Origin of the sequence: Phenylobacterium sp. (assembly GCF_044371015.1) — a bacterium.
Classification (GTDB): Bacteria; Pseudomonadota; Alphaproteobacteria; order Caulobacterales; family Caulobacteraceae; genus Phenylobacterium.
The window spans coordinates 1-22,258 of record NZ_JBILUK010000029.1 but is presented as its reverse complement, the minus strand read 5'-3'; the positions used below and the strand labels follow the sequence as shown (position 1 = coordinate 22,258).

General features: G+C 66.4%; 16 protein-coding genes and 1 pseudogene. 8 read left to right on the top strand and 9 right to left on the bottom strand.

From position 1 onward, the window contains the following. Positions 1-98 precede the first annotated feature (98 nt). Positions 99-713 carry a glutathione S-transferase family protein gene (locus tag ACIQ3R_RS04425; protein ID WP_397415551.1) on the top strand — a complete coding sequence of 205 codons (615 nt, stop codon included), beginning with the start codon at positions 99-101 and terminating at the stop codon, positions 711-713. Here the strand turns inward: ACIQ3R_RS04425 and ACIQ3R_RS04420 are convergent. After that, positions 710-2,260 carry a DEAD/DEAH box helicase gene (locus tag ACIQ3R_RS04420; protein WP_397415549.1) on the bottom strand — a complete coding sequence of 517 codons (1,551 nt, stop codon included), beginning with the start codon at positions 2,258-2,260 and terminating at the stop codon, positions 710-712. The two genes, ACIQ3R_RS04425 and ACIQ3R_RS04420, sit on opposite strands and share 4 nt — an antisense overlap. A 141-nt stretch (positions 2,261-2,401) precedes the next feature. Further along, positions 2,402-4,414 (bottom strand): DNA topoisomerase IV subunit B, encoded by a 2,013-nt coding sequence (parE, locus tag ACIQ3R_RS04415; RefSeq protein ID WP_397415546.1) that lies wholly within the window; start codon positions 4,412-4,414, stop codon positions 2,402-2,404. A gap of 208 nt (positions 4,415-4,622) precedes the next feature. On the opposite strand from parE, the gene ACIQ3R_RS04410 reads away from it, so the two are divergent. Continuing rightward, positions 4,623-5,534, top strand: coding sequence for an alpha/beta hydrolase (locus ACIQ3R_RS04410; RefSeq protein ID WP_397415544.1), 912 nt, complete (start codon positions 4,623-4,625; stop codon positions 5,532-5,534). Between the two features lie 14 nt (positions 5,535-5,548). Here the strand turns inward: ACIQ3R_RS04410 and ACIQ3R_RS04405 are convergent, their stop codons facing one another. From ACIQ3R_RS04405 to ACIQ3R_RS04395, 3 genes are all read right to left on the bottom strand, one after another. Next, on the bottom strand, positions 5,549-7,438 hold the full coding sequence (locus ACIQ3R_RS04405) for a M61 family metallopeptidase (RefSeq protein WP_397415542.1): 1,890 nt from the start codon (positions 7,436-7,438) through the stop codon (positions 5,549-5,551). A 146-nt stretch (positions 7,439-7,584) separates the two neighbouring features. Beyond that, complete coding sequence (gene glnA, locus ACIQ3R_RS04400) at positions 7,585-8,994, bottom strand: type I glutamate--ammonia ligase (RefSeq protein ID WP_397415540.1); 1,410 nt, start codon at positions 8,992-8,994, stop codon at positions 7,585-7,587. A gap of 38 nt (positions 8,995-9,032) precedes the next feature. After that, entirely contained in the window at positions 9,033-9,371 is a 339-nt protein-coding gene (locus ACIQ3R_RS04395; RefSeq protein WP_397415538.1) for a P-II family nitrogen regulator, read from the bottom strand. 237 nt (positions 9,372-9,608) lie between these two features. Between ACIQ3R_RS04395 and ACIQ3R_RS04390 the strand changes: the two genes are divergently transcribed. From ACIQ3R_RS04390 to ACIQ3R_RS04380, 3 genes are read left to right on the top strand one after another with little or no spacing between them, the layout of a single operon-like run. Continuing rightward, positions 9,609-11,147, top strand: a complete 1,539-nt coding sequence (locus ACIQ3R_RS04390) for an acetyl-CoA acetyltransferase (protein WP_397415535.1) — start codon at positions 9,609-9,611, stop codon at positions 11,145-11,147. 4 nt (positions 11,148-11,151) lie between these two features. Then, positions 11,152-11,721 (top strand): histidine phosphatase family protein, encoded by a 570-nt coding sequence (locus tag ACIQ3R_RS04385; protein WP_397415533.1) that lies wholly within the window; start codon positions 11,152-11,154, stop codon positions 11,719-11,721. A gap of 10 nt (positions 11,722-11,731) precedes the next feature. Next, positions 11,732-13,177: an NAD(P)H-hydrate dehydratase gene (locus tag ACIQ3R_RS04380; protein ID WP_397415531.1), complete on the top strand. Its 1,446-nt coding sequence runs from the start codon at positions 11,732-11,734 to the stop codon at positions 13,175-13,177. A 135-nt stretch (positions 13,178-13,312) separates the two neighbouring features. On the opposite strand, the gene gltA is transcribed toward ACIQ3R_RS04380, so the two are convergent. Together gltA and gltX are read right to left on the bottom strand one after the other, a co-directional pair. Beyond that, positions 13,313-14,590: a citrate synthase gene (gltA, locus tag ACIQ3R_RS04375; protein ID WP_397415529.1), complete on the bottom strand. Its 1,278-nt coding sequence runs from the start codon at positions 14,588-14,590 to the stop codon at positions 13,313-13,315. Between the two features lie 51 nt (positions 14,591-14,641). Continuing rightward, a complete protein-coding gene (gene gltX, locus ACIQ3R_RS04370) occupies positions 14,642-16,039 on the bottom strand; it encodes a glutamate--tRNA ligase (RefSeq protein WP_397415527.1) in 1,398 nt (465 codons plus the stop codon). Here gltX and ACIQ3R_RS04365 point away from each other — a divergent pair. From ACIQ3R_RS04365 to aspS, 3 genes are read left to right on the top strand one after another with little or no spacing between them, the layout of a single operon-like run. Beyond that, positions 16,038-18,215, top strand: a complete 2,178-nt coding sequence (locus tag ACIQ3R_RS04365) for a ComEC/Rec2 family competence protein (RefSeq protein ID WP_397415525.1) — start codon at positions 16,038-16,040, stop codon at positions 18,213-18,215. The genes gltX and ACIQ3R_RS04365 overlap by 2 nt on opposite strands. Next, a complete protein-coding gene (locus ACIQ3R_RS04360; RefSeq protein WP_397415523.1) occupies positions 18,212-18,502 on the top strand; it encodes an ASCH domain-containing protein in 291 nt (96 codons plus the stop codon). The genes ACIQ3R_RS04365 and ACIQ3R_RS04360 overlap by 4 nt, the downstream gene beginning before the upstream one ends. A 59-nt stretch (positions 18,503-18,561) precedes the next feature. Further along, positions 18,562-20,340 carry an aspartate--tRNA ligase gene (gene aspS, locus ACIQ3R_RS04355; protein ID WP_397415521.1) on the top strand — a complete coding sequence of 593 codons (1,779 nt, stop codon included), beginning with the start codon at positions 18,562-18,564 and terminating at the stop codon, positions 20,338-20,340. Positions 20,341-20,462: 122 nt separating this feature from the next. Here aspS and ACIQ3R_RS04350 read toward each other — a convergent pair whose 3' ends face one another. Beyond that, positions 20,463-21,443 (bottom strand): pentapeptide repeat-containing protein, encoded by a 981-nt coding sequence (locus ACIQ3R_RS04350; RefSeq protein WP_397415519.1) that lies wholly within the window; start codon positions 21,441-21,443, stop codon positions 20,463-20,465. A gap of 88 nt (positions 21,444-21,531) precedes the next feature. Continuing rightward, a pseudogene (locus ACIQ3R_RS04345) lies at positions 21,532-22,258 on the bottom strand (ribonucleotide reductase); the annotation flags it as partial.

Below are 22,258 nucleotides of genomic sequence, written 5' to 3'. Positions count from 1 at the left end.
GTCCTGCGGTTTTCGCGGGCCAACGCGCCATCCGTGAAGCAGGCCGCGTGACGTAGCGGCGCCATGCTAGTCCTGCCTCCAACGCAGGGAGAACGCGCATGAAACTCTATACGTCGGTCGGGCCAAATCCGCGGGTTGTGAAGATGTTCATGGCCGAGAAGGGCCTGGACATTGAGCGCGTCGAAGTGGATCTGCGCGCCGGCGAGAACCGTCAGGAGGCCTATCTGAAGGTCAATCCCGGTGGTCAGACGCCCGCGCTGGTGCTCGACGACGGATCGCTCGTGTCCGAAATCACGGCCATCTGCGAGTACCTCGAAGAGCGGCAGCCGAACCCGCCCCTGGTTGGTTCCACCCCGGAAGAGCGTGGCGCCACCCGGATGTGGGTGCGCCGGGTGGATCTCAAGATCTGCGAGCCGCTGGCCAACGGATTCCGGTTCGCCGAAGGGTTGCCGATGTTCCAGTCGCGGATGCTCTGCGTGCCAGAGGCGGCGCCCGGCCTGAAGGCGATGGCGCAGGACGGGCTGAAGTGGCTGGACAGCCAGGTGTCCGGCCCCTTCATCGCGGGTGAGCGCTTCACCCTGGCCGATATCCTGTTGTTCGGCTTCCTGGATTTTGGGGCGATGGTCGGCCAGCCGTTGGATCCGGCCAACACCAAGGTCGCGGCCTGGTTTGAACGGGTCAAGGCGCGGCCTAGCGCGGCCGCCTCCGCCTAGCGGGGACGGAGAAACGCCGGCAGGTCCGAACCGAATCCGACCACGCGTTCGCCGTCGTCGTCCCGCGGCCGATCCTGGCCGCCGGGGCGAGCCCGATCCCGCCGGGGCTCGCGCTCGGGCCTCGGCGTTCTGGGTTCTGGGCGGGCGTTCGGCCGCGCTTCCGCAGCAGGCTCGGTGCGAGACTCCTGCGTCCGCGCCTCTGAAGTCCGCGGGGGCTTGGGTGCGCGTACGCGGCGCGGAGGACGTTCGGCGTTCGGCTCGGAGCCTTCAGCGGCGGGCCCCAACGGCTCCATCGACGCGTCGTCGGCCCGGGGGCGCATGTCGCGCTTGGGTGTGCGGTCGCGATCCCGGCCTCGCTCGCGCCCCCGACCGGTGCGATCCTTGGATCGGGGTTCGTCGCGGATCGAGGCGAAATCGATGCCTTCGATGACGATCTCTTCGGGAACCTTGCCGATCAGCTTCAACACCTTGTCGATGTTTTTGGCGTCGGCAGGTGTGACGATCATGAACGCCTGACCGGACTTTCCGGCGCGGCCGGTGCGGCCGATGCGGTGCACATAGTCATCGGCGTGGTGCGGTACGTCGTAGTTGAACACATGGCTGACATCGGGAATGTCGAGCCCGCGCGCGGCCACGTCCGAGGCGCAGAGCAGTTTCAACGAGCCGTTGCGGAAGCTCTCTAGCGTCCGCATGCGCGTCTGCTGATCCAGGTCCCCGTGGATCGGCGCAGCGTCAAAGCCGTGGGTCTTCAAAGACTTGGCGACGATATCAACTTCCGACTTGCGATTGCAAAACACGATGCCGTTCTTGACATCGTCGCGTCCGATCAGGGCTCGGAGCGCTGTGCGCTTGGCCTTCGGATCGGCTGTCGGCAGTCGCACAAGGTTCTGAGTGATCGTCTCGGCCGTCGTCGCGGGACGAGAGGCCTCGATGCGGACCGGATTGCGCAGGAACTGCTGGGTGAGACGCGTGATCTCGGGCGGCATGGTGGCCGAGAAGAACAGCGTCTGCTTCTTGACCGGGGTCAGTTTGAAGATGCGTTCCAGGTCTGGGATGAAGCCCATGTCCAGCATGCGGTCGGCCTCGTCGACCACCATGATCTGGACGCCGGTCATCAGGAGCTTGCCGCGTTCGAAGTGATCGAGCAGGCGCCCGGGCGTCGCGATCAGCACGTCGACGCCCCTATCGAGCTTGAGTTCCTGGTCCTTGAACGAGACGCCGCCGATCAGCAGCGCCCAGGATAGCTTCTGGTCCTTGGCGTACTTCTCGAACGACATCGCGACCTGGTCGGCCAGCTCGCGGGTCGGCGCGATGACCAGGGCGCGCGGCATGCGGGCCTTGGAGCGGCCGGCGGCCAGCCGATCGATCATCGGAAGGGTGAAGGCGGCGGTCTTGCCGGTGCCGGTCTGGGCGATGCCCAGAACGTCGAGGCCCTGAAGCGCCATGGGGATCGCTTCGGCCTGGATCGGCGTGGCGGTGGTGTAGCCGGTCGCGGCGACGGCTGCGAGGGTCGCGGGCGACAGGCCCAGGTCTGAAAATTCGGTCATTCGCTAACGATGGGAGCAGGGGGCGGGTCCGAGACATCGGCGCCACGCCCCTGCGGCGGCGCAGGCGGATATCGCTGCGCGCGCGGACCATAGGGCCGAGGGCGGTGAAGTCAACGGAGGGCGGTCAGACCTTCGCCATGGTCAGACGTCCAGGTCCGCCGAAGCGAACTCGGCGTTTTCCTGGATGAACTGGAACCGGGCTTCCGGCTTGCGGCCCATCAACCGCTCGACCAGGTCTTCAACGAGCTCTTCCTCGCGAGGCAGGGTGACGCGGGCCAGCGTACGGGTGCGCGGGTCCATGGTGGTCTCCTTGAGCTGCGCAGGCATCATCTCGCCGAGGCCTTTGAAGCGACTGATCTCCGGCTTCCTGCCCTTGAAGGTCGTGGCCAGCAGTTCGTCTCGGTGGGCGAGATCGCGGGCGTAGACCGCCTTGCCGCCGTGGCTGATCCGATAGAGCGGCGGCAGCGCCAGGAAGAGGCGTCCGGCGCGGATCATGCCGGGCATGGTGCGGTAGAAGAAGGTGATCAGCAGGCTCGCGATGTGGGCGCCGTCCACATCGGCATCGGTCATGATGATGATGCGGTCGTAGCGGAGGTCGTCTTCCTTGAACTTCGCCCCGGCCTGCGCTCCCAGCGCCAGCAGCAGGTCGGAAAGCTCCTTGTTGCCGCCAAATTTGTCGGATGAGGCGGAGGCGACGTTCAGGATCTTGCCGCGCAAAGGCAGGATCGCCTGGGTCTTGCGGTCACGCGCCTGCTTGGCGGAGCCGCCGGCCGAGTCGCCCTCGACGAGGAACAGTTCGCTGCCGTCAGTGGCCTGACCGGAACAATCGGCGAGCTTGCCGGGCAGGCGCAGCTTGCGGGTGGCCGAGGCGCGCGCGATCTCGCGATCCTTGCGGCGCTTGAGCCGCTCCTCGGCGCGCTCGACGACGAACTGCAGCAGGGCCGACGCGGCCTTGGGTTGCGCCGTCAGCCAGTGGTCGAAGGGGTCGGCCAGGGCCTTCTCCACGAGACGCTGGGCGTCAGGCGAGGAGAGCTTTTCCTTGGTCTGGCCCTGGAACTCGGGGTCGCGGATGAAGACGGAGACCAGGGCGCCAGCCTGAGCGACCACGTCTTCCGCCGTGAGCAGGGCGCCGCGCTTTTCGCCCACCATCTCGGCATATTGCTTGAGGCCCCGGGTGAGCGCCGCCCGGAGGCCGGCCTCGTGGGTTCCACCTTCGGACGTCGGCACCGTGTTGCAGTAGGACTGCATGAAACTGTCGGCCTCGCCGAATCCGGCCGGCGTCCAGGCTATGGCCCACTCGACCTTGCCGGTCTCGCCTGGACGCTCCCAGCGTCCGATGAATGGCTCGGGCGTCACCGTCTCAAGATCCTTGACCCGTTCGGCCAGGAAGTCTGCGAGACCGTTGGGGAAGCGGAAGACAGCTTCGGCAGGGGTCTGGTCATGGATGCGGGCGGGGTCGCAGCGCCAGCGGATCTCGACTCCGCCGAACAGGTACGCCTTGGAGCGCGCCATCCGGTAGAGGCGCGCCGGTTTGAACGCCACGCCCTCGCCGAAGATCACCGGGTCGGGCGAGAACGTGATCTGGCTGCCCTTGCGGCGCGTCGGGCCGATGACCTCGATCGGTCCAAGGGGCTTCCCCCTGGTGAAGGCCTGACGCCACTCCTGGCCATCCTTCCAGACGGTGACTTCGACCCGTTCAGAAAGCGCGTTCACCACCGAAACGCCGACGCCGTGCAGACCGCCGGAGGTTTCGTACGCCTTGCCGGAGAATTTCCCGCCCGAATGCAGGACGGTCATGATCACTTCCAGCGCCGATTTGCCGGGATGCTTGGGATGCGGATCGACCGGAATACCCCGGCCGTCGTCGCGGACGGTCAGCGAGCCGTCTTCACTCAGCGTGACCTCGATGACCTTGGCGTGGCCTGCGACGGCCTCGTCCATGGCGTTGTCCAGGACCTCCGCGAAGAGATGGTGCAGCGCCCGCTCGTCGGTTCCGCCGATATACATGCCCGGGCGCTTGCGCACCGGCTCCAGGCCTTCCAGCACCTCGATATCGGCGGCGGAGTAGCCGGATTTCGGCGCGGACGCGGCCGGCGTCGGGTCGGACGCGGCACTGAAAAGGTCGGGCAGGGGCTGGGCGGCTGGCTTGGACATCTGGTGTCAGGTTGAAGCGATTCTAGGGCGGCCAACCCTATGGCCGGGTGCGGGATGGCGGACCACCGATTTGTATTGGTCAGCCAGGCGGCGGGCCGATTGTCCCCAGTCGTTTCGATGAGCTGTTCGAATAGTGAGGGGTGACGGCGCTTCTCGCGGCGGCGGCGATTCTGCGGCAGGGTGGGGGAGTCAACCTGCGGAGGTCCAAGTGGCGAGCTGGCGGGATCCTCAGATTGCGGGCGTGCGGGCGATCATGGCGGCGCGGCGGCCAGATCCTGACGCGCCGTCGCCTTCGCATTCGGAACGCCGCGCGGCGATGGACGCGGTCGGCGAGGCTTCGACCCTTCCGCGGGGTTGCTGGCACGAGCCGGTGACGCTGGGCGGCGTGAAGTGCGAGCGGATCACGCCGGAGAATGCGGTCGCGGATCGGCGGCTGCTGTACCTGCACGGCGGAGGCTACGTGATGGGGAGCCCGCGTAGCCATAGACCGTTGGCGGCCTGGCTCGCCGTCGCAGCGCGCGCGCGGGCGATCGTGGCGGACTATCGACTGGGGCCGGAGCATCGGTTTCCGGCCGCCTTGGATGACGCAGAAGCCGTCTATCGCGCGCTGCTGGATGAGGGCGCGGCGCCCGAGCGGATCGTGGTGGCGGGCGATTCCGCCGGTGGCGGCCTGACGCTGGCTTTGGCGCTGAGGTTGAAGCGCAGCGGTTTGCCGCAGCCCGCCGGGTGGTTCGCGATCAGCCCCTGGGCGGACCTGACTCAGTCGGGTCGGAGCTATGAGACCAAGGCTGAGACCGATCCGTCGCTGAGCCGGGAGGCGCTGAATGAGTACGCCCTGGCCTATCTGGGCGGGCTGGATGCGCGCGAGCCGGAGGCCTCACCGGTGTTCGGGGATTTCGAGGGCGTCTCGCCGGTGTTCATCCAGACCGGCTCGGAGGAGGTGCTCCTCTCCGACAGCCTGACCCTGGCCGATGTGCTGGCGCACGCGAAGGTCGACGTGCGTCTGGAGGTGTGGCCGGAGATGATCCACGTGTTTCAGGCCTGGAGCGGCGCACTGCAGGCGGCGCGCCGCGCGATCCGGGTTGCGGGCGAGTGGATGGAGGCGCGGTTCGAGGCCTGAGAGAGAGGTTAGGTTCAGCGGGGCTTCAGGATTTCGCTCAGGAGGTCCGGAGCGCCGGGTATTCTCTCAAGGCGCGGGTGCCGAAGGCCGCCGGTGTAGGCGATGGAAACGGTTCGGAAGTGCTCGCCTGTGCGCACCACGAGTTCGATGGGTCGGCCGGATTTGGCCTCGGTCACGGCGGCGGCGAGGCGATCTTCATCATAGCTCAGGCCGTTCACCGCCAGGATTCGGGCGCCCACAGCGAGCCCGGCTTTGAAGGCCGGGCTATCCCAGATCACGCTCACCGCCTCGCCATCCCGATTGAGGGTCAGGCCCAGAGAATAGGCGAAACTGGCCAGGCGCCCCGTGACGATACGGGCGTAGTCGGTGGGCGTTTCGGCGTAGACCAGCCGCCAGCCGCCGCGCGCGAGGCCATCGAGTGGGGCTCTTGGCGCGACCTCGCGGATCCGCATCGTCAGGAAACCCGCCCAGTCGTAGGGCTCGACCGCGTTCAGGGCGGCCACGATGTCTTCGAACGTGAACCCTCGAGGTGTGAAGTCGCCATCCCGTCCGGCGTGGAAACGCCGGGCGAAGTCATCAAGCGATCGCCGCCCGCCAGAGCGTTCCCGGATCAGGGTGTCGGCGTCGAGCCAGATGAGTGACCCTTCGGCGTAGTAATCTTCCCAACGTTGCTGGCTTACCCAGGGCTGGGGCCGGCGGGCGTTGATGATCGGATCGTAGGTCGTGTCCTCCAGGTCGCGCCATCGGCGGCCGGCGCGGGTGTCGAGCGCGGCGGCGTCGAGGGCGAGGGAATCGAGCGCCTGCTGGCGGCTGAGGAACCCCGAACGGGCGGCCAGCACTTCGCCCCAGTACGTGTCCTGACCCTCATAGACCCACAGCAGGTCGTTGCGGACAGGGGTGTGGAAGTCCTGCACGATCATCCCGGACGGTCGTACGGCCTTGCCGACCCAGGCATGTGCGTATTCGTGCGGGAGCAGGCCGCGGTCGCTCAGGGCCCGGTCCCAGGCTGTAAAGTAGCCTGGCTCGACCTGGTTTTCGCTGGAGCGGTGATGCTCCAGGCCGATGGACCCAAGCCGGCTGGAGATCGCCAGCAGGAAGTCGTAGCGGTCGAACGGGCGCCAGCCGAACAGGCGGTCGGACTGGCGGATCAGTTCACGATGGATGTTGATCACCTCGGGCGTCGCGGCGAGCTCGGAGGCCGTGTCGCCGACGACGGCGAGGCGCACCGGGATGCGCGCGCCCGGATCAAGGTCGATCTGACGGTGATGTCGTCCGGCGAACATCGGCGAGTCCACCAGGGTGGTGAACGGCACGGGCGCAAAGCGGACGGTGTCGCCTTCGCGCGAGACGGTGTCGAGGGCGACGCCATAGCCCCAGCCCGTGGGCAGGGTGACGCTGGCCTGGATCGGCATGCGCGTGGTGGCGAAGCCGGCGGGATAGAGCGCCATCAGGTTCCACTGGAGGTTCAACATCTCCGGCGTGACGACGACCCGGCCCTGGGACGGCAGGGTCGGTGAGAGGTACTGGAACTCGGCGACGAGTTCCCGCGCGCCTTCAGGAGCCTGAAGGTGGAAAGCGTAGACCTCGATGGGGTCGCGGGTCCAGGACACAGGGCGCCCGTCGATGGCGAGGGTGAGCCCGGCGATCTTCTCGATCTGGCCGCGCGGCGCGTGGTTGCCCGGCAGCCACTTGGGCAACATCAGGGTGACCGGCCCGGACACCGCCAGCGGGATGGTCTGACGGACCCGGAAGATGCGCCGCTGGATATCGGTGGCGTCGACCTCGAGACGGAGCACGCCCGGATAGTCGATATCGCGCGTCGCCGGGATCGTGCCCGGAGCCTGGGCCAGGGCGGGCGGTGCAAGGCATAGAGCGAGCGCAAGGGCGAGGCGCAGGGCAAGCAAGACTAAAGGTCCGTGGCGGCGATTGAACAGCCGTGAGTGTTGCGGGTTCGCCGACGAAGCTCAATGGCGATCACGTTGCTGCACGCCCAACGAAAAGGGCCGAAGCGTGCGCTCCGGCCCTGGCCGTGTGTATCAGGAAGCGCCGACTAGCACTTGTAGTACATGTCGAACTCGACCGGGTGCGGGTGCAGCTGGAGGCGCATGACCTCTTCCATCTTGAGCTCGATGTAGCTGTCGATGAAGTCGTCGCTCATCACGCCGCCGGCCTTGAGGAAGGCCCGGTCCTTGTCGAGGGACTCCAGAGCTTCGCGCAGGCTGCCGCAGACCTCGGGGATCTTCTTTTGCTCCCGCGGGGGCAGATCGTAGAGGTTCTTGTCAGCGGGGCCGCCCGGATCGATCTGGTTGATGATGCCGTCGATGCCGGCCATCAGCAGCGCCGTGAACGTGAGGTAGGGGTTGCCCATCGGGTCGGGGAAGCGCGCCTCGATGCGCTTGCCCTTGGGGCTGTCCACGTGCGGGATGCGGATCGACGCCGAGCGATTGCGGGCCGAATAGGCCAGCTTCACCGGGGCTTCGTAGCCGGGCACCAGGCGCTTGTAGGAGTTGGTGGTCGAGTTGGAGAAGGCGTTGATCGCCTTGGCGTGCTTGATGATCCCGCCGATGTACCAGAGGCACATCTGTGAGAGGCCGGCATACTTGTCGCCAGCGAAGAGCGGCTTGCCCGCGCCCCAGATCGACTGGTGTACGTGCATGCCCGAGCCGTTGTCGGCGAACATCGGCTTGGCCATGAAGGTGGCCGTCTTGCCGTAGGCGTGAGCCACATTGTGGATCACGTACTTATAGAGCTGCAGTCGGTCGGCCATGGTGATCATGGTGTCGAACTTGAGGCCCAGTTCGTGCTGCGCGGGCGCCACCTCGTGGTGGTGCTTCTCCGGCTTCATACCCAGTTCGCCCATCACGGCGAGCATCTCGCCGCGCAGGTCCTGACCGCTGTCGACCGGGTTGACCGGGAAGTAGCCGCCCTTCGGGCCCGGGCGGTGACCCATGTTGCCCTCTGGATACTCCTTGGAGGAGTTGGTCGGCAGTTCGCTGGAGTCGTAGCTGTAGCCGGTGTCGTTGGGCTGGGTGGACCAACGCACGTCGTCAAAGATGAAGAACTCGGCCTCAGGACCAAAGTAGACCGTGTCGCCGATGCCGGCCGACTTCACGAAGTTGAGCGCCGCCTTGGCGATCGAGCGGGGATCGCGCTCATAGGGGGTGCCCGTGTCGGGGTTCACCACGTCGCAGAACAAGGCCAGCGTTGTCTGCTGGTAGAAGGGGTCGATGATCGCGGTGTCCAGGTCGGGACGCAGCTTCATGTCGCTCTCGTTGATCGCCTTCCAGCCGGCGATGGACGAGCCGTCGAACATGGTGCCGTCGGTCAGGAACTCGTCATCGACCAGGTCGATGTCGAAGGTCACGTGCTGCATCTTGCCGCGAATGTCGCTGAAGCGGACATCGACGTATTTGACGTCCTTTTCCTTGATCAGGTTCAGGATGTCTTTGGCGCTGGCCATGGTGGATGGGTTCCCTTTTGCCGGTCAGTGGTTGGAAATCAGATGGCGACGGAGCCGGTCTCGCCGGTGCGGATGCGCATCACGTCGATGACCTCGGAGATGAAGATCTTGCCGTCCCCGATGCGCCCGGTGCGGGCGGCGCCGGAGATGGCCTCAAGCACGCGGTCGAGTTGGTCGTCGGCGATGACGACCTCGACCTTGATCTTGGGTAGGAAGTCCACGACGTACTCGGCGCCGCGATAGAGCTCAGTCTGGCCCTTCTGGCGACCGTAGCCCTTGGCCTCGATCACCGTCATGCCCTGGACGCCCAGCTCCTGAAGGGCTTCCTTCACCTCGTCCAGCTTGAACGGCTTGATGATGGCTTCGATTTTCTTCATTCGCCTAGCTTGGTGGTTCGGGGGCCGGGAGGCGCCGATCGCCGGCGACCCAGCACGGGCGACCTAGCCGCCACAAGCGGGGTTCGATTGCCTGCCGTTGCGGCCGCGTGGGAAACTGCTGCACCGATTAAAATACAGGCGCCCGACGCCTGAAATATAGTCAGGCCGGAATTCGCCTTGTGGCGGCCCTTTCGGCCCCTACGATCAACGCGGAATACGCACGGAGACGACAGCACGATGGACGAACGGACACCGGTGCTCATTGGAGCAGGCCAATTCACGTATCGTGGCGATCCGGGCGCTTCGCCTTCGCCGACCACTTTGCTGAAGATTGCGGCGGAACGGGCCGCCGCCGACTCCGGAATTGGCGCTGAGGGCCTGGCGGCGATCGACGCCTTGGCTGTGGTCGGCTTCACGATCGATGCCCCCGGTTCACGGCGCGGGATGATTCCGCACTCGACCAATCCGCCGGCGCTGCTGTCGAAGTGGATCGGCGCCACGCCGCGCTGGAGCGTCTATTCGGAAATGGGCGGCAACACCCCCCAGTACCTGATCAACACCCTGGCTGAGCGGATCTCGAAGGGCGAGACGCAGCTGGCCCTGACGGTCGGCTGTGAGTTCCTGGGTTCAGCCACCAAGCGCGCCACGCGGGGATTGTCCTTCGACGATTGGTCAGCAGTGGAGGACGAAACGCTCGAGACGCCGCAGCGGATCGGCGATGCCCGGCCCGGGACCACGCCCTATGAGGCCCGGCACGGCTTGAATCGACCGATCAACATCTATCCGCTTTTCGAGAATGCACTGCGGGCGCGGGACAAGCGGCCGTTGGCCGAACATCAGGCGCGGATGGGCCGGCTGTTCGAACGCTTCTCGACGGTGGCGGCCGAGAACCCGGAGGCCTGGTTCCCGATCCGGCGTTCAGCCGAGGAACTGGTCAGCGTCTCCGAGAAGAACCGGATGATCGGCTATCCCTATCCCAAGCTGCTGAACGCGATCATGGAAGTAGATCAGGCAGCCGGAGTGATCGTGGCCAGCGTGGCCAAGGCGCGTGAACTGGGCGTTCCGGAGGATCGCTGGGTGTATCTGCACGGATGCGCCGACGCAGCCGACCTCTGGCATCCGATGGACCGGCAGGACTTCCACTCCAGCCCGGCCATGCGCTTGACAGGTCAGCGAGCGTTCGAGATGGCTGGAATCGGCCTCGCCGACATTGACCTGATCGACCTCTATTCCTGCTTCCCTGTGGCGGTCGAGGTGGGCGCCGAGGAACTGGGGCTGTCGCTGGACGATCCGCGCGGACTGACGGTGACGGGCGGGCTGCCGTATGCGGGCGGGCCGGGAAACAACTACGTCATGCACTCCGTGGCGGTGATGCACCGCAAGCTCCGCGAGAAGCCCGGCGCGAACGGTCTGATCACCGGCAACGGCTGGTACCTGACCAAGCAGTCGACTGGGATCTATTCGACCCGTCGACCGGACCGGCCGTTTGAGCGCCAGGACCCGGCGGTGATTCAGCGGCAGATCGACGCCCTGCCACATCCCGACGTCATCGAGACGCCACAGGGGCGCGGCACGATCGAGACCTACACCGTCGTTCACAAGCGGGAAGGACCGTTCATGGCCATCGTCATCGGGCGCGACTCGAACGGCCGCCGCTTTGCGGCCAATACGCCCGACGATCCCGCCACCCTGGCCGGCCTCGAGGCCGTCGAGCAGGTGGGGCGGACCGGCGTGTTGACGCAGCGCGGCGATCTCAACCTCTTCACTCCGGACTGATGACATGGCGCGGCTCTACCTGATCCGGCATGGCCGGCCCTCTTCATCCTGGGGCGATGCGGACGATGACCCGGGACTGGACGACGCGGGCCGGGCTCAGGCCCAGGTTGCGCGCGACTGGCTGCTAGCGCGACCGGAAGGCGAGCGGCCCCGACGGGTGGTGAGTTCGCCCCTGCGGCGTTGTCGCGAGACGGCGGAGCCGATGGCCCGGGCGCTGGGCCTGGAGGCGGAAGTCGATCCAAGGGTCGGCGAAATACCCACACCGAAGGCGCTTTCCGCGGCCGAGCGGCCGGGCTGGCTGCGCGCAGCGTTCCAGGGCACCTGGAAGGGCATCCCAGGCGATCTCGACTACGATCAGTGGCGGGGCGAGATCGCGGCCTCGCTGGTATCGCGCGGGGATACGGCCGTGTTTTCGCACTATGTCGCCATTAATGCGGTCGTCTCGCGCCTGTTGGGGCTCGAAGAGGTGCTGGCGTTCCGGCCGGATCACTGTTCGATCACAGTGCTTGAGACGGACGGCCAGTCCTTGCGACTGATCGCTCAGGGCGCGGAGGCGTCGACGGGAGTCCTTTGAGGGCAACGCTGTGAACGGCCGACCTATCCTGACCGTCGCCGAAACCCGGGCCGCTGAGGCGCGGACCATTGCGGCAGGGACCCCGGGTCTGGAGTTGATGCGACGCGCCGGCGCGGCGGCAGCCGAGGCGATCATCGCCCGCTATCGGCCTCAGCCCGTTCACGTACTCTGTGGTCCGGGCAACAACGGTGGCGACGGCTATGTGATCGCCTTGCGGCTGGCGGGTCGAGGCTGGCCGGTGACCGTCCTGGCGCTCTCCGAGCCGACGACAGAGGACGCGCGCGCGTCGCGGGCGGAGTGGGGTGGTCCGGTCGCCACGCTCGAAAAGGCTCCAGACACCGGGTTGCTGATCGACGCTCTGTTTGGGGCCGGTTTGACACGGCCGCTGACGGGCGTGGCCGCCCAGGTCGCCCAGGCGCTTGCGGCCGAGCCGGACCGAGTGGTGGCGATCGATCTTCCCAGTGGGCTGGAGGGGGACACCGGTCGGGCGCTCGGCGCGGCGGTCTGCGCCGGCCTGACGATCACCTTCCACAGCCGGAAGCCCGCTCACGTTCTTGAACCCGGCCGACGGCTATGCGGCGAGGTGGTGGTGGCCGACATCGGGCTCGATCAGGCGCCCGCCGCGCTCTGGGAGAACGAGCCAGATCTTTGGGCCGACCGACTTCCATGGCCGGATGCTGGATCACACAAGCACGCGCGGGGTCGCCTGATGGTGGTCAGCGGCGACGCCTGGAACACCGGCGCCGCACGGCTGGCGGCGCGAGCCGGCCTCAGGATCGGCGCGGGACTTGTGACGCTTTATGCGCCGCCCGACGCCCTGGCCGCCAATGCGGCGCATCTGGAGGCTGTGATGCTGCGTCCGTTCGAGAGCGACCTCGACCTGGAGCGCGCGGCGGATCAAGCGGACGCGGTGGTCATCGGACCGGCGGCGGGTGTCGGCGATGATACCCGAGTGAATGTCCTGGCGCTGGCCCGGACGGGCGCAGCCCTGGTGCTGGACGCCGACGGCATCACCGTCTTTCGGGAGGCGCCCGAGACGCTGTTCTCCGTGCTCGACCGCGATGACGTGCTCACGCCCCATCCGGGCGAGTTCGAGCGCCTGTTCCCGGGCCTGATCGCAGGCGCGCCCGAGCGGATCGCCGCGGCTCGGCGAGCGGCGGCGCGGGCCGGCTCGGTGGTGCTGCTCAAGGGCGCGGATACGGTGGTGGCCGCACCGGACGGCAGGGCCGCGGTCAATCTGAACGGCTCGCCTTGGCTGGCGACGGCCGGATCGGGTGACGTGCTCGCGGGGTTCATAGCCGGGTTGATGGCCCAGGGCATGGAGAGTTTTGAAGCCGCCTGCGCCGGGGCCTGGATCCATGCCGAGGCCGCTCAGGAGCACGGGCCGGGCCTCATCTCGGAAGATCTGCCCGGCCTGGCGCCGGTCGTTCTCAGGCGGCTGTACGAGGAGCGCTGAGGGCCAGACGGCGGCGGCGTGCCACGCAGGCTCTGAAAGTCGAAACCGGTTCGGCGGGAGTTCCGCGCCAAATCAAAGCTTCGAGCCTCGTGCTCCCGATCAGGCGGATCAAGCCTGATCGGGCGAGGTTTCAGGTCAACGCTTGTCTATGGAAGCATAGGTCCGAAGCGGCGCGCCGGTGTAGATCTGGCGCGGGCGGCCGATCTTCTGCGACGGGTCCTCGATCATTTCCTTCCACTGGGCGATCCAGCCCACCGTGCGGGCCACCGCGAACAGCACGGTGAACATCTCGGCCGGGAAGCCCAGCGCGCGGAGCGTGATGCCCGAATAGAAGTCGACGTTCGGGTAGAGCTTGCGCTCGATGAAGAATTCGTCGCTGAGAGCGACCTTCTCCAGTTCCATCGCCACCGCGAGCAGGGGATCGTTCGAGCCGACCTCCTTCAACACTTCGTGGCAGGTCTTCTGCATGACCTTCGCGCGGGGGTCATAGTTCTTGTAGACCCGATGGCCGAAGCCCATCAGCAGATAGCGGCGATCCTTCACGCCCTGAACGAATTCAGGAATGCGGTCGACCGTGCCGATCTCGGCCAGCATGTTGAGCGCTTCTTCATTGGCGCCGCCATGCTTGGGGCCCCAAAGCGAGGCGATGCCCGCAGCGATGCAGGCGAACGGATTGGCGCCCGACGAGCCGGCCAGACGCACCGTCGAGGTCGAGGCGTTCTGCTCGTGATCCGCGTGGAGGATGAAGATCCGGTCCATCGCCCGGGTCAGCACCGGATTGGGCTTCCAGTCCTCGGCCGGCACCGAGAAACACATGCGCAGGAAGTTCTCGGCGAAGGAGAGGTCGTTGCGCGGATAAACGAACGGCTGACCGCGTGAGTATTTGAACGCCCGGGCCGCGATGGTCGGCATCTTGGCGATCATGCGGTGCGTCGCGATCATCCGGTGCGCCGGATCATCGATATTGGTGCTGTCATGATAGAAGGCTGAAAGCGCGCCGACCGCGCCGGTCATGATCGCCATCGGGTGCGCATCCCGCCGGAACCCATTGAAGAACCGGTCGAACTGCTCATGCAGCATGGTGTGGTAGGTGATGTTGTGCTCGAACTCGGCGAATTGCGACGCCGAGGGCAGTTCTCCATGCAGGAGGAGATAGCAGACCTCGAGGAAGCTCGACTGTTCCGCCAATTCGTCGATCGGGTAGCCGCGGTGCAGCAGCACGCCCTTGTCGCCGTCGATAAACGTGATCTTGCTTTCACAGGAGGCTGTCGAGGTGAAGCCTGGATCGTAGGTGAAGACATCGGCCTCCGCGTAGAGTTTGCGGATATCAACCACCGGCGGTCCGTCGACGCCCCTCAGAATGGGCAACTCGACCGTCTTTCCACCGATCTCGAACTTCGCCGTGTCAGCCATATGATCCCCTTCGCGCCTGCGAGATGAAACGCTTGTTTGGCTTATACGCCATTACGTGACGAGCGAAAGCGCGTCGTCGATACGCCCAAGGCTCTCTTGGCGGCCAAGCGCTGTCATCGTCCCTGCAAGGTCCGGAGCCGGAGCCCCGCCCGATAGGATGGCCCGCAGTTGCGGCCCGAACTTGCCCATCCCGACCCCATCGGATTCAGCAAACGCGCGCAGCGCCGCTTCCAGGCCCGGGACGTCCCAATCTGCAACGGCGCCCAGGGCGCTGCGCAGGCGTCCGATGCGGCCCCCTGTCTCGCCATCCGCCAGTTGCGCACGGGTCTTTTCAGGGAGTTCCAGAGGCCGGGTCTTCAACACGAACGCCACGGCGTCGGCGAGGTCCAGTGTGGTCTTGGCCCCGTCACGGACGAAGGGGATGGTGTGGGCGATCTGCTTCAGGTCATCCGGCCGGACGCCATGGATATGTCTCGCGGCGAGACCGGCCAGTCGCGCAGGGTCAGCCTGCCGGATGTAGTGGTTGTTGAGGTGGTTGAGCTTGTCCCAATCGAGACGCGCCGGGGCGCTGACCACATCCTTGATATCGAACCAGGCGGCCGCCTGGGCATCAGAGAAAATCTCATCGTCCCCATGACCCCAGCCCAGCCGCGCGAGGTAGTTGCGCATCGTCTCCGGCAGATAGCCCATTTCGTCGAATTCGCTCACGGCCTGGGCGCCATGGCGTTTGGAGAGTTTGGCGCCGTCGGGGCCGTGGATCAGCGGGAGGTGCGCCCAGACCGGAACTTCCCAGCCCAACGCCTGATAGATCAGGGTCTGTCGAGCGGCGTTGTTGAGGTGGTCGTCGCCTCGGATCACGTGGGTGATCTCCATCTCATGGTCATCGACCACCACGGCGAGATTGTAGGTCGGCGTGCCGTCCGTGCGCAGCAGGATCAGGTCATCAAGCTGACGGTTCTGGAAGCGCACCTCGCCCTTGACCGCGTCCTGGATCACGGTCTCGCCATCGAGCGGGGCCTTGAGGCGTACGACGAAGGGTCGATCGGCGGCGTCGTTGGGCGCGAGGTCGCGCCATGGCGAGCGCACGACGCGGCCCTCGGCGCGGGCCAACTCGCGTTCTGATTCAAGCTCTTCCGGCGTCATGTAGTCTTTGTAGGCGCGTCCTGTGGCCAGCATCGCCTCGGCGGCCTCGCGGTGGCGGGCGGCGCGCGCGAACTGGAACACGGGCGGCTCATCGGGTTCGAGCCCGAGCCACGTCATGCCCTCGAAGATGACCTCGACATTGGCCTCGGTGGACCGTTCCCGATCCGTGTCCTCGATACGCAACAGGAACTTGCCGCCGGTGTGCTTGGCGTACAGGAAGTTGAACAGCGCCGTGCGGGCGGTGCCAATGTGCATCATGCCCGTCGGAGAGGGGGCGATCCGGGTGCGGACGGGGCGGTTTGGCATGACGGGCGGGGAAGGTCTCGAAGCGACGGCGGCGCCACTTAGCACACGGCCGTTCGCACGGCCTAGCCTGCGGAGGTCCGGCGGCTGGATCGCGGATCAGGTCGACGCTCAGTCCGACCGCTGGACATTGTGGACGCCGGTGGCGCTGGGCTGCGGCTGCGCACTCTACTTCGCTCTGCCGGGCGAGCCTTTGCCGTGGGTCGCCTGGGTCCTGCTCCCACTCGTTGCGCTGCTTCTGGGCGTTACCCGGATCAGTCGGGGAAGGGTGACAACGCTCATCCTTGTGCTGACGGCCTGCGCCGTCGGCGGCTTCACCCTGGCCAAGCTCCGAACGGAAGCCGTACGCGGGCCGGTGGCGCAACAGGGGCTTGGCCCGCGTTGGGTCGAGGCCTGGGTCGTCGATGTCGTCTCGCCGGGTGAAAGCGGTCCACGGCTGCTGCTGGCCCCGATGCGGGCCGAGGGACTGGCCCCCGCCGCGACGCCGATCCGGATGCGCGTGACGCTGCGACCCGATATGGCCTTGCCGAAGCCTGGAGAGGCCGTCCGGTTGCTGGCCATCCTCAATCCGCCGCCTCCGCCCGCGGCGCCGGGGTCCTACGATTTCGCCAGGGACGCCTGGTTTGAGAGCGTGGGCGCCGTTGGCCTTGTCCTGCGCGAGCCGAGGTCGATCGACGCCGCCGCTCAGCCGCCCTGGCGGCTGCGGCTGGCGATGTCTGTGAACGCCACCCGTTGGGCGCTCACCGAGCGGATCATCCGCACGCTCGGGGTGGAGCAGGGCGGCCTCGCCGCCGCCATGACGACGGGCCATGAAGCGTTCATTCCTCCCGAGCAGTTGGAGAACCTGCGCGCCTCCGGTCTGGCGCATATCGTCTCGATAAGCGGCCTCCACATGGCGATCGTCGGGGGATTCACCTTCGGCGCGGTCCGACTGCTGGTGGCGGCTTGGCCATGGCTGGCGCTGAGGGTCTCGGGCAAGAAGGTTTCAGCGATCGTCGGTCTGCTGGCGGTCGGCGGCTATCTCGTGCTGTCCGGCGCGCCGCCGCCCGCCGAACGGGCCGCGATCACCGCGGCGGTGGCTTTCGCGGCGATCCTCGCGGACCGGCAGGCCATCAGCCTGCATGCCTTGGCGCTGGCCGCGATGGGCGTAATGATCGCCCACCCGGAGGCGGTGACCGAGCCCGGGTTCCAGATGTCGTTCGCCGCGACAGCCGCCTTGGTGGCTTTGGTGGAGATCTGGCCCCGCGCCGTGCGGGAGATCCAGGCGCCCTTCGCCATCCGGGCGATTCAGGCCGCGGTCACCTGGACGCTTGTCAGCCTGGCGATCAGCTTCGTGGCCGGCCTGGCCACCGGCCCCTTCGCGATTCAACACTTCAACCGGGTCTCCACCTGGGGTCTGTTCGCCAACCTGGCGGTGGCGCCGATCTCCACGTTCCTGATGATGCCGGGACTGGCGCTTGGGGCGGCTCTGACGCCGATCGGATTAGGCCAGGCGCCCCTGGAGGTCGCCGGGCTGGCCATAGAACTGATGAACCGGATCGCCGCCGTGGCGGCTGGGGCGCCGATGGCGCAACTCGTTGTCGCGAGCGCACCGAACTGGGCGCTGCCTGCGAGTTTCATTGGCCTGCTGTTCGTCTGCCTTTGGCGCGGACCTTTGCGCTGGGCGGGCGTTCCGGTTGCGCTGGTGATCCTGTGGGCGCCCAGGCCCGCTGCGCCCGACATCTGGATCGCTGCGGACGGCGCGGCCTATGCGGTTCGCGACGGCAAGACTGCGATCCTTCTTAGGCCCGATGTCAAACTGTTCGGCGCAGAGCTCTGGGCGCGTCGGCGTGGCCTTGAGCCGCTGATCTCCGAAGCCGCTCGCGACAGAATTTTCATTTGTGACGCCTGGAGCTGTCTCCCGGCGCCTGGCGCTCGCGTTCGCCTTGCCTCGGCCTGGAATCTGCGTCGACCGCTGAAGCCTGGGCGCCTTCTATCGCTGTGCGCCAACGCCGAGATCGTCGCGCTGCGGAACGACGTTCGTCCCGCTACGTGCGCTGCGCCGCTGGTTCTGACCGGAAAGGACTTCGCGCGCGGCGGGTCTGTCGAACTCTACCGAAAAGGGGCAGGGTGGCGCCTGATGTGGGCGCAAGATCTGCGCGGCCGCCGACCCTGGACCTGGGGTTACGATCCGCGATGATGTTCACCAAGAGCCTGAGGCCCCGTGTCCGCGCCGGCGAGATCACCTCCAGCGTACGCATCTGGTTGGCGCCGCGTGTCCGGATAGGCGGGCGCTATCCCTTGCTGGATGGGCAGGTCGAAGTCACCGGGATCACCGAGGTCGATCTGGCGGACATCACCGATGAGTTGGCCCGGCGAGGCGGGTTTGAGTCCCGGAACGCGCTGTTGGCGACGGCGCGTCACGGCCGCGGCGAGCGGGTCTTCATAATCGACTTCGTGTTTGCGCCAGGCCCGCCTGCGCCTTGACTCTCGCCCCCCTCCGTGCGCCCTTCCGCGCCTTCGAAAAACACCCCGAATTCAGACAAATGCACGCCTACCGCACCCACACCTGCGGCGCGCTCCGCGCCACCGACACCGGCCAGACGGTCCGGCTCTCCGGCTGGGTCCACCGCAAGCGGGACCATGGCGGGCTGATCTTCATTGATCTGCGCGATCACTATGGCCTGACGCAGCTCGTGTTTAATCCTGGCGCGCCGGCGTTCGGAGTGGTGGAGCACCTGAGGGCCGAGAGCGTGATCCGGGTGGATGGCGAGGTTGTGGCCCGCACGCCCGAGACTGTGAATCCCAACCTGCCGACCGGCGAAGTCGAAATACGGGTCAAGGCGGTGAGCGTTTTGTCGGAGGCCTCCGAGCTGCCGCTGCCGGTGTTCGGCGAGCCGGACTATCCCGAAGAGATCCGGCTTAAGAATCGTCACCTGGACCTGCGACGCGAGACCCTTCATCGCAACATCGTGCTGCGTTCGAAGGTGATCCACTCGATCCGCAACCGGATGATCAACCAGGGGTTCCTGGAGTTTCAGACCCCGATTCTCACGGCGAGCTCGCCGGAGGGTGCGCGGGACTTCCTGGTGCCTTCGCGGCTGCACCCGTCGAAGTTCTACGCGCTGCCGCAAGCGCCGCAGCAGTTCAAGCAGCTGCTCATGGTCTCGGGCTTCGACCGCTATTTCCAGATCGCGCCCTGCTTCCGCGACGAAGACCTTCGCGCCGACCGCAGCCTGGAGTTCTACCAGCTCGACGTCGAGATGAGCTTCGTGACCCAGGAAGACGTCTTCGCGGCCATTGAGCCGGTGATGCATGGGGTGTTCGAGGAGTTCGCCAACGGCAAGCCGGTGACGCCCTATCCGTTCCCGCGCATCCCTTACCGCGAGTGCATGGCCAAGTACGGCACCGACAAGCCCGATCTGCGGAATCCGCTGGTGATGCAGGATGTCTCAGAGCCCTTCCGGGGCGGCGGCTTCGGCCTGTTCGCCCGGATTCTCGAAGACAATAAGAACGCGGTGTGGGCGATCCCCGCGCCGGGCGGCGGCAGCCGGGCCTTCTGTGACCGGATGAATAGCTGGGCCCAGGGGGAGGGGCAGCCGGGCCTGGGTTACATCTTCTGGAGCGACGATCAGGGCGGCTGGGGTGGTCCGATCGCCAAGAACCTGGGGTCCGAGAAGACCGATGCGGTGATGGGGCAACTGGGTCTCGGGTCCGGCGACGCGGCCTTTTTCGTGGCCGGCGATCCCAAGGTGTTCGCGAAGTTTGCAGGGACGGCCCGCACCAAGGTGGGGACAGACCTCAAGCTGGTGAACGAAGACCGGTTTGAGTTTGTCTGGATCGTCGATTTCCCGATGTTCGAGATGAACGAAGAGAAGAACCACGTCGATTTCAGCCACAACCCGTTCTCGATGCCGCAGGGTGAACTGGAGGCGCTGAACACCAAGGATCCGCTGGAGATCCTGGCCTACCAGTATGACATCGTCTGCAACGGCTATGAACTGTGCTCGGGCGCCGTTCGGAACCATCTGCCGGAGATCATGGTCCGAGCGTTCGAGATCGCCGGCTACGATCAGAGCGTGGTCGAGGAGCAGTTCGGTGGCATGCTGAACGCCTTCCGCCATGGCGCGCCGCCGCACGGCGGGCTGGCGCCAGGCATCGACCGGATCGTCATGCTCCTGGCCGGTGAGACGGCGATTCGTGAGGTCATCGCCTTCCCGCTGAACCAGCAGGGCCAGGATCTGATGATGAACGCGCCTTCGGAGGTGTTCGACAAGCAGTTGAAGGAACTGCACATCCGACTCGCGCCGCCCCTGAAGGGCTAGAAGGTCTTCCGAAGAGCGGGAACCGGTTTACGCTTGAGAAAACGCTATAATGTTGTGATTTCGTGCATTTTTCCCCGTTTGGATGGTTCTATCTGAACGGGAAAGGCCCGGGGATCGCCGCCTCATCTTGAGGTGATCAGATACCGAGGCCCGGCCGGTGGAGCCGGCGGGGACTGAGGCGTGCGAACGATTTCCCGGTGGATGATAACGCGTACGCCGCAGGCCCGGATCGTCAGGCCGCGCGGCGTGCGAGTCCGGGAGTCGCCGCAGGCTCCGTCCAGCTGACTCTGGGTCAAACCCCTGGCTCCGGACAGATCGGTCCCGTGCAGGTTGGCGCGGCGGAGATCTGAGCCTTTCATGTCAGCGCCGTCGAAGTTTGCCCCAGCGAGATTGGCGGATCGAAGGTCGGCGTCCCGGAAGGAGGCCTTGGCGAAACTGCCATCGCCGAGCGTGGCCCCGCGAAGGTCCGAGTTCTCAAAGCGGGCCATGCCCGCGTCCACGTTGTTGAACACCGCGCCCCGCAAGTCCGCGCCGCGGAGATTGGCGGACGACAGCCGCGCCCGGGAAAAGTTCGCGCCCTGGCCCTGAAGGTCTGTCAGGACTGCTCGGGACAGATTGGCGCTCTCGAAATTGCCGCCCCGCACGTCGCCGGCCCGGAGGATGACACCCGCCATGATCGCCCGTCGGAACTGAGCGCCGGCCGCCTCCACATCACTCAAATCGGCCAGCGAGAGGTTGGCGGAGCCGAACACCACGCCGCCGGCCTCGGTGGCGCGCAGGCGCGCGCCGGCCAGATTGGCGCCGGTGAAGTTGGCGCCGGCCATGGCCGCCTGGCTGAGGTCTGCCTTGGAAAGATCCGCCCCGGAAAAATTCGAGGCCAGGAAACGGGCGTCACGTAGGTCCGAGGCCATCAGGTTGGCGCCCGAGAAGTTGGCGCCGACAATCCGAGCTCCCGAAAGGTTGCGGCCCGAAAGCTCGCACTTGATGCAGGATCCGCCGAAGGCGTTGACGCGGGTCACCTCTTTGTCTCCTGCCACGGCCGCGCCGGCGAACGCCGAACAGACGGCGGCCACGAGGGCCAGATGGCGTAGGGCGATGACCATGGGTCGACGAACAGGCTCCAGGGAAGGCTCTTCCCTTCGCCCGGAAGGCCATGAGACGCCACTTAAATCGCGGTAATTTCCGGTGTTTTCAGGCGCCGACGTCGTCGGCCAGGCGGCCGGCGCGCGCGCCGCAGGTCTCGCAGATCATCGACTGACCCTTACGAACAACCGCGATATCGCCGCAGGACGCACAGACCTCCGCTGCGGCCGGATGTGCGGAAGCCCGCGCGGCGGTGGGCAGGTACACGAGATTGTCAGGCGCGTGACCACGGGCGAAACCGCGGGAAATGAACCGTGACACGGGCTGGAGGTCTTCCGGTTCGGTCTGGCCGGTGGCGTCGGCCTTTCCGCGACCAAGACCGTCGGCGTTCAGGGCGTCGGAGTCGGCGCTCGCAAGATCGTCACGCCCCAGATAGCTGATGCCCAACTCACGGAAAATGTAGTCCAGGATCGAGGTGGCGGACTTGACCGTGTCGTTACCGGTGACCGGGCCCGCGGGTTCGAAGCGGGTGAAAACGAAGGCGTCGACGAACTCCTCCAGCGGCACCCCGTGCTGAAGACCGAGCGACACTGAGATCGCGAAGTTGTTCATCAGCGATCGGAAGGCCGCGCCTTCCTTGTGCATGTCGATGAAGATCTCGCCGAGTTCGCCATCATCGTACTCCCCGGTGTGCAGATAGACCTTGTGGCCGCCGACGCTGGCTTTCTGGATGTATCCCTTACGGCGATCCGGAAGCTTGCGGCGGGTGCGGTCTCGCTCGACGACCCGTTCGACGACGCGCTCCTCGACCACCGGCGCCGGGCGAGGCGCAAGA

Excerpts from the sequence above, each read along its gene's own strand:
- ACIQ3R_RS04425 (WP_397415551.1), top strand. The coding sequence starts at position 99 with ATGAAACTCTATACGTCGGTCGGGCCAAATCCGCGGGTTGTGAAGATG.
- ACIQ3R_RS04420 (WP_397415549.1), bottom strand. The coding sequence starts at position 2,260 with ATGACCGAATTTTCAGACCTGGGCCTGTCGCCCGCGACCCTCGCAGCC.
- parE (WP_397415546.1), bottom strand. The coding sequence starts at position 4,414 with ATGTCCAAGCCAGCCGCCCAGCCCCTGCCCGACCTTTTCAGTGCCGCG.
- glnA (WP_397415540.1), bottom strand. The coding sequence starts at position 8,994 with ATGGCCAGCGCCAAAGACATCCTGAACCTGATCAAGGAAAAGGACGTC.
- ACIQ3R_RS04395 (WP_397415538.1), bottom strand. The coding sequence starts at position 9,371 with ATGAAGAAAATCGAAGCCATCATCAAGCCGTTCAAGCTGGACGAGGTG.
- ACIQ3R_RS04390 (WP_397415535.1), top strand. The coding sequence starts at position 9,609 with ATGGACGAACGGACACCGGTGCTCATTGGAGCAGGCCAATTCACGTAT.
- ACIQ3R_RS04385 (WP_397415533.1), top strand. The coding sequence starts at position 11,152 with ATGGCGCGGCTCTACCTGATCCGGCATGGCCGGCCCTCTTCATCCTGG.
- gltA (WP_397415529.1), bottom strand. The coding sequence starts at position 14,590 with ATGGCTGACACGGCGAAGTTCGAGATCGGTGGAAAGACGGTCGAGTTG.
- ACIQ3R_RS04365 (WP_397415525.1), top strand. The coding sequence starts at position 16,038 with ATGACGGGCGGGGAAGGTCTCGAAGCGACGGCGGCGCCACTTAGCACA.
- gltX (WP_397415527.1), bottom strand. The coding sequence starts at position 16,039 with ATGCCAAACCGCCCCGTCCGCACCCGGATCGCCCCCTCTCCGACGGGC.
- ACIQ3R_RS04360 (WP_397415523.1), top strand. The coding sequence starts at position 18,212 with ATGATGTTCACCAAGAGCCTGAGGCCCCGTGTCCGCGCCGGCGAGATC.
- aspS (WP_397415521.1), top strand. The coding sequence starts at position 18,562 with ATGCACGCCTACCGCACCCACACCTGCGGCGCGCTCCGCGCCACCGAC.
- ACIQ3R_RS04350 (WP_397415519.1), bottom strand. The coding sequence starts at position 21,443 with ATGGTCATCGCCCTACGCCATCTGGCCCTCGTGGCCGCCGTCTGTTCG.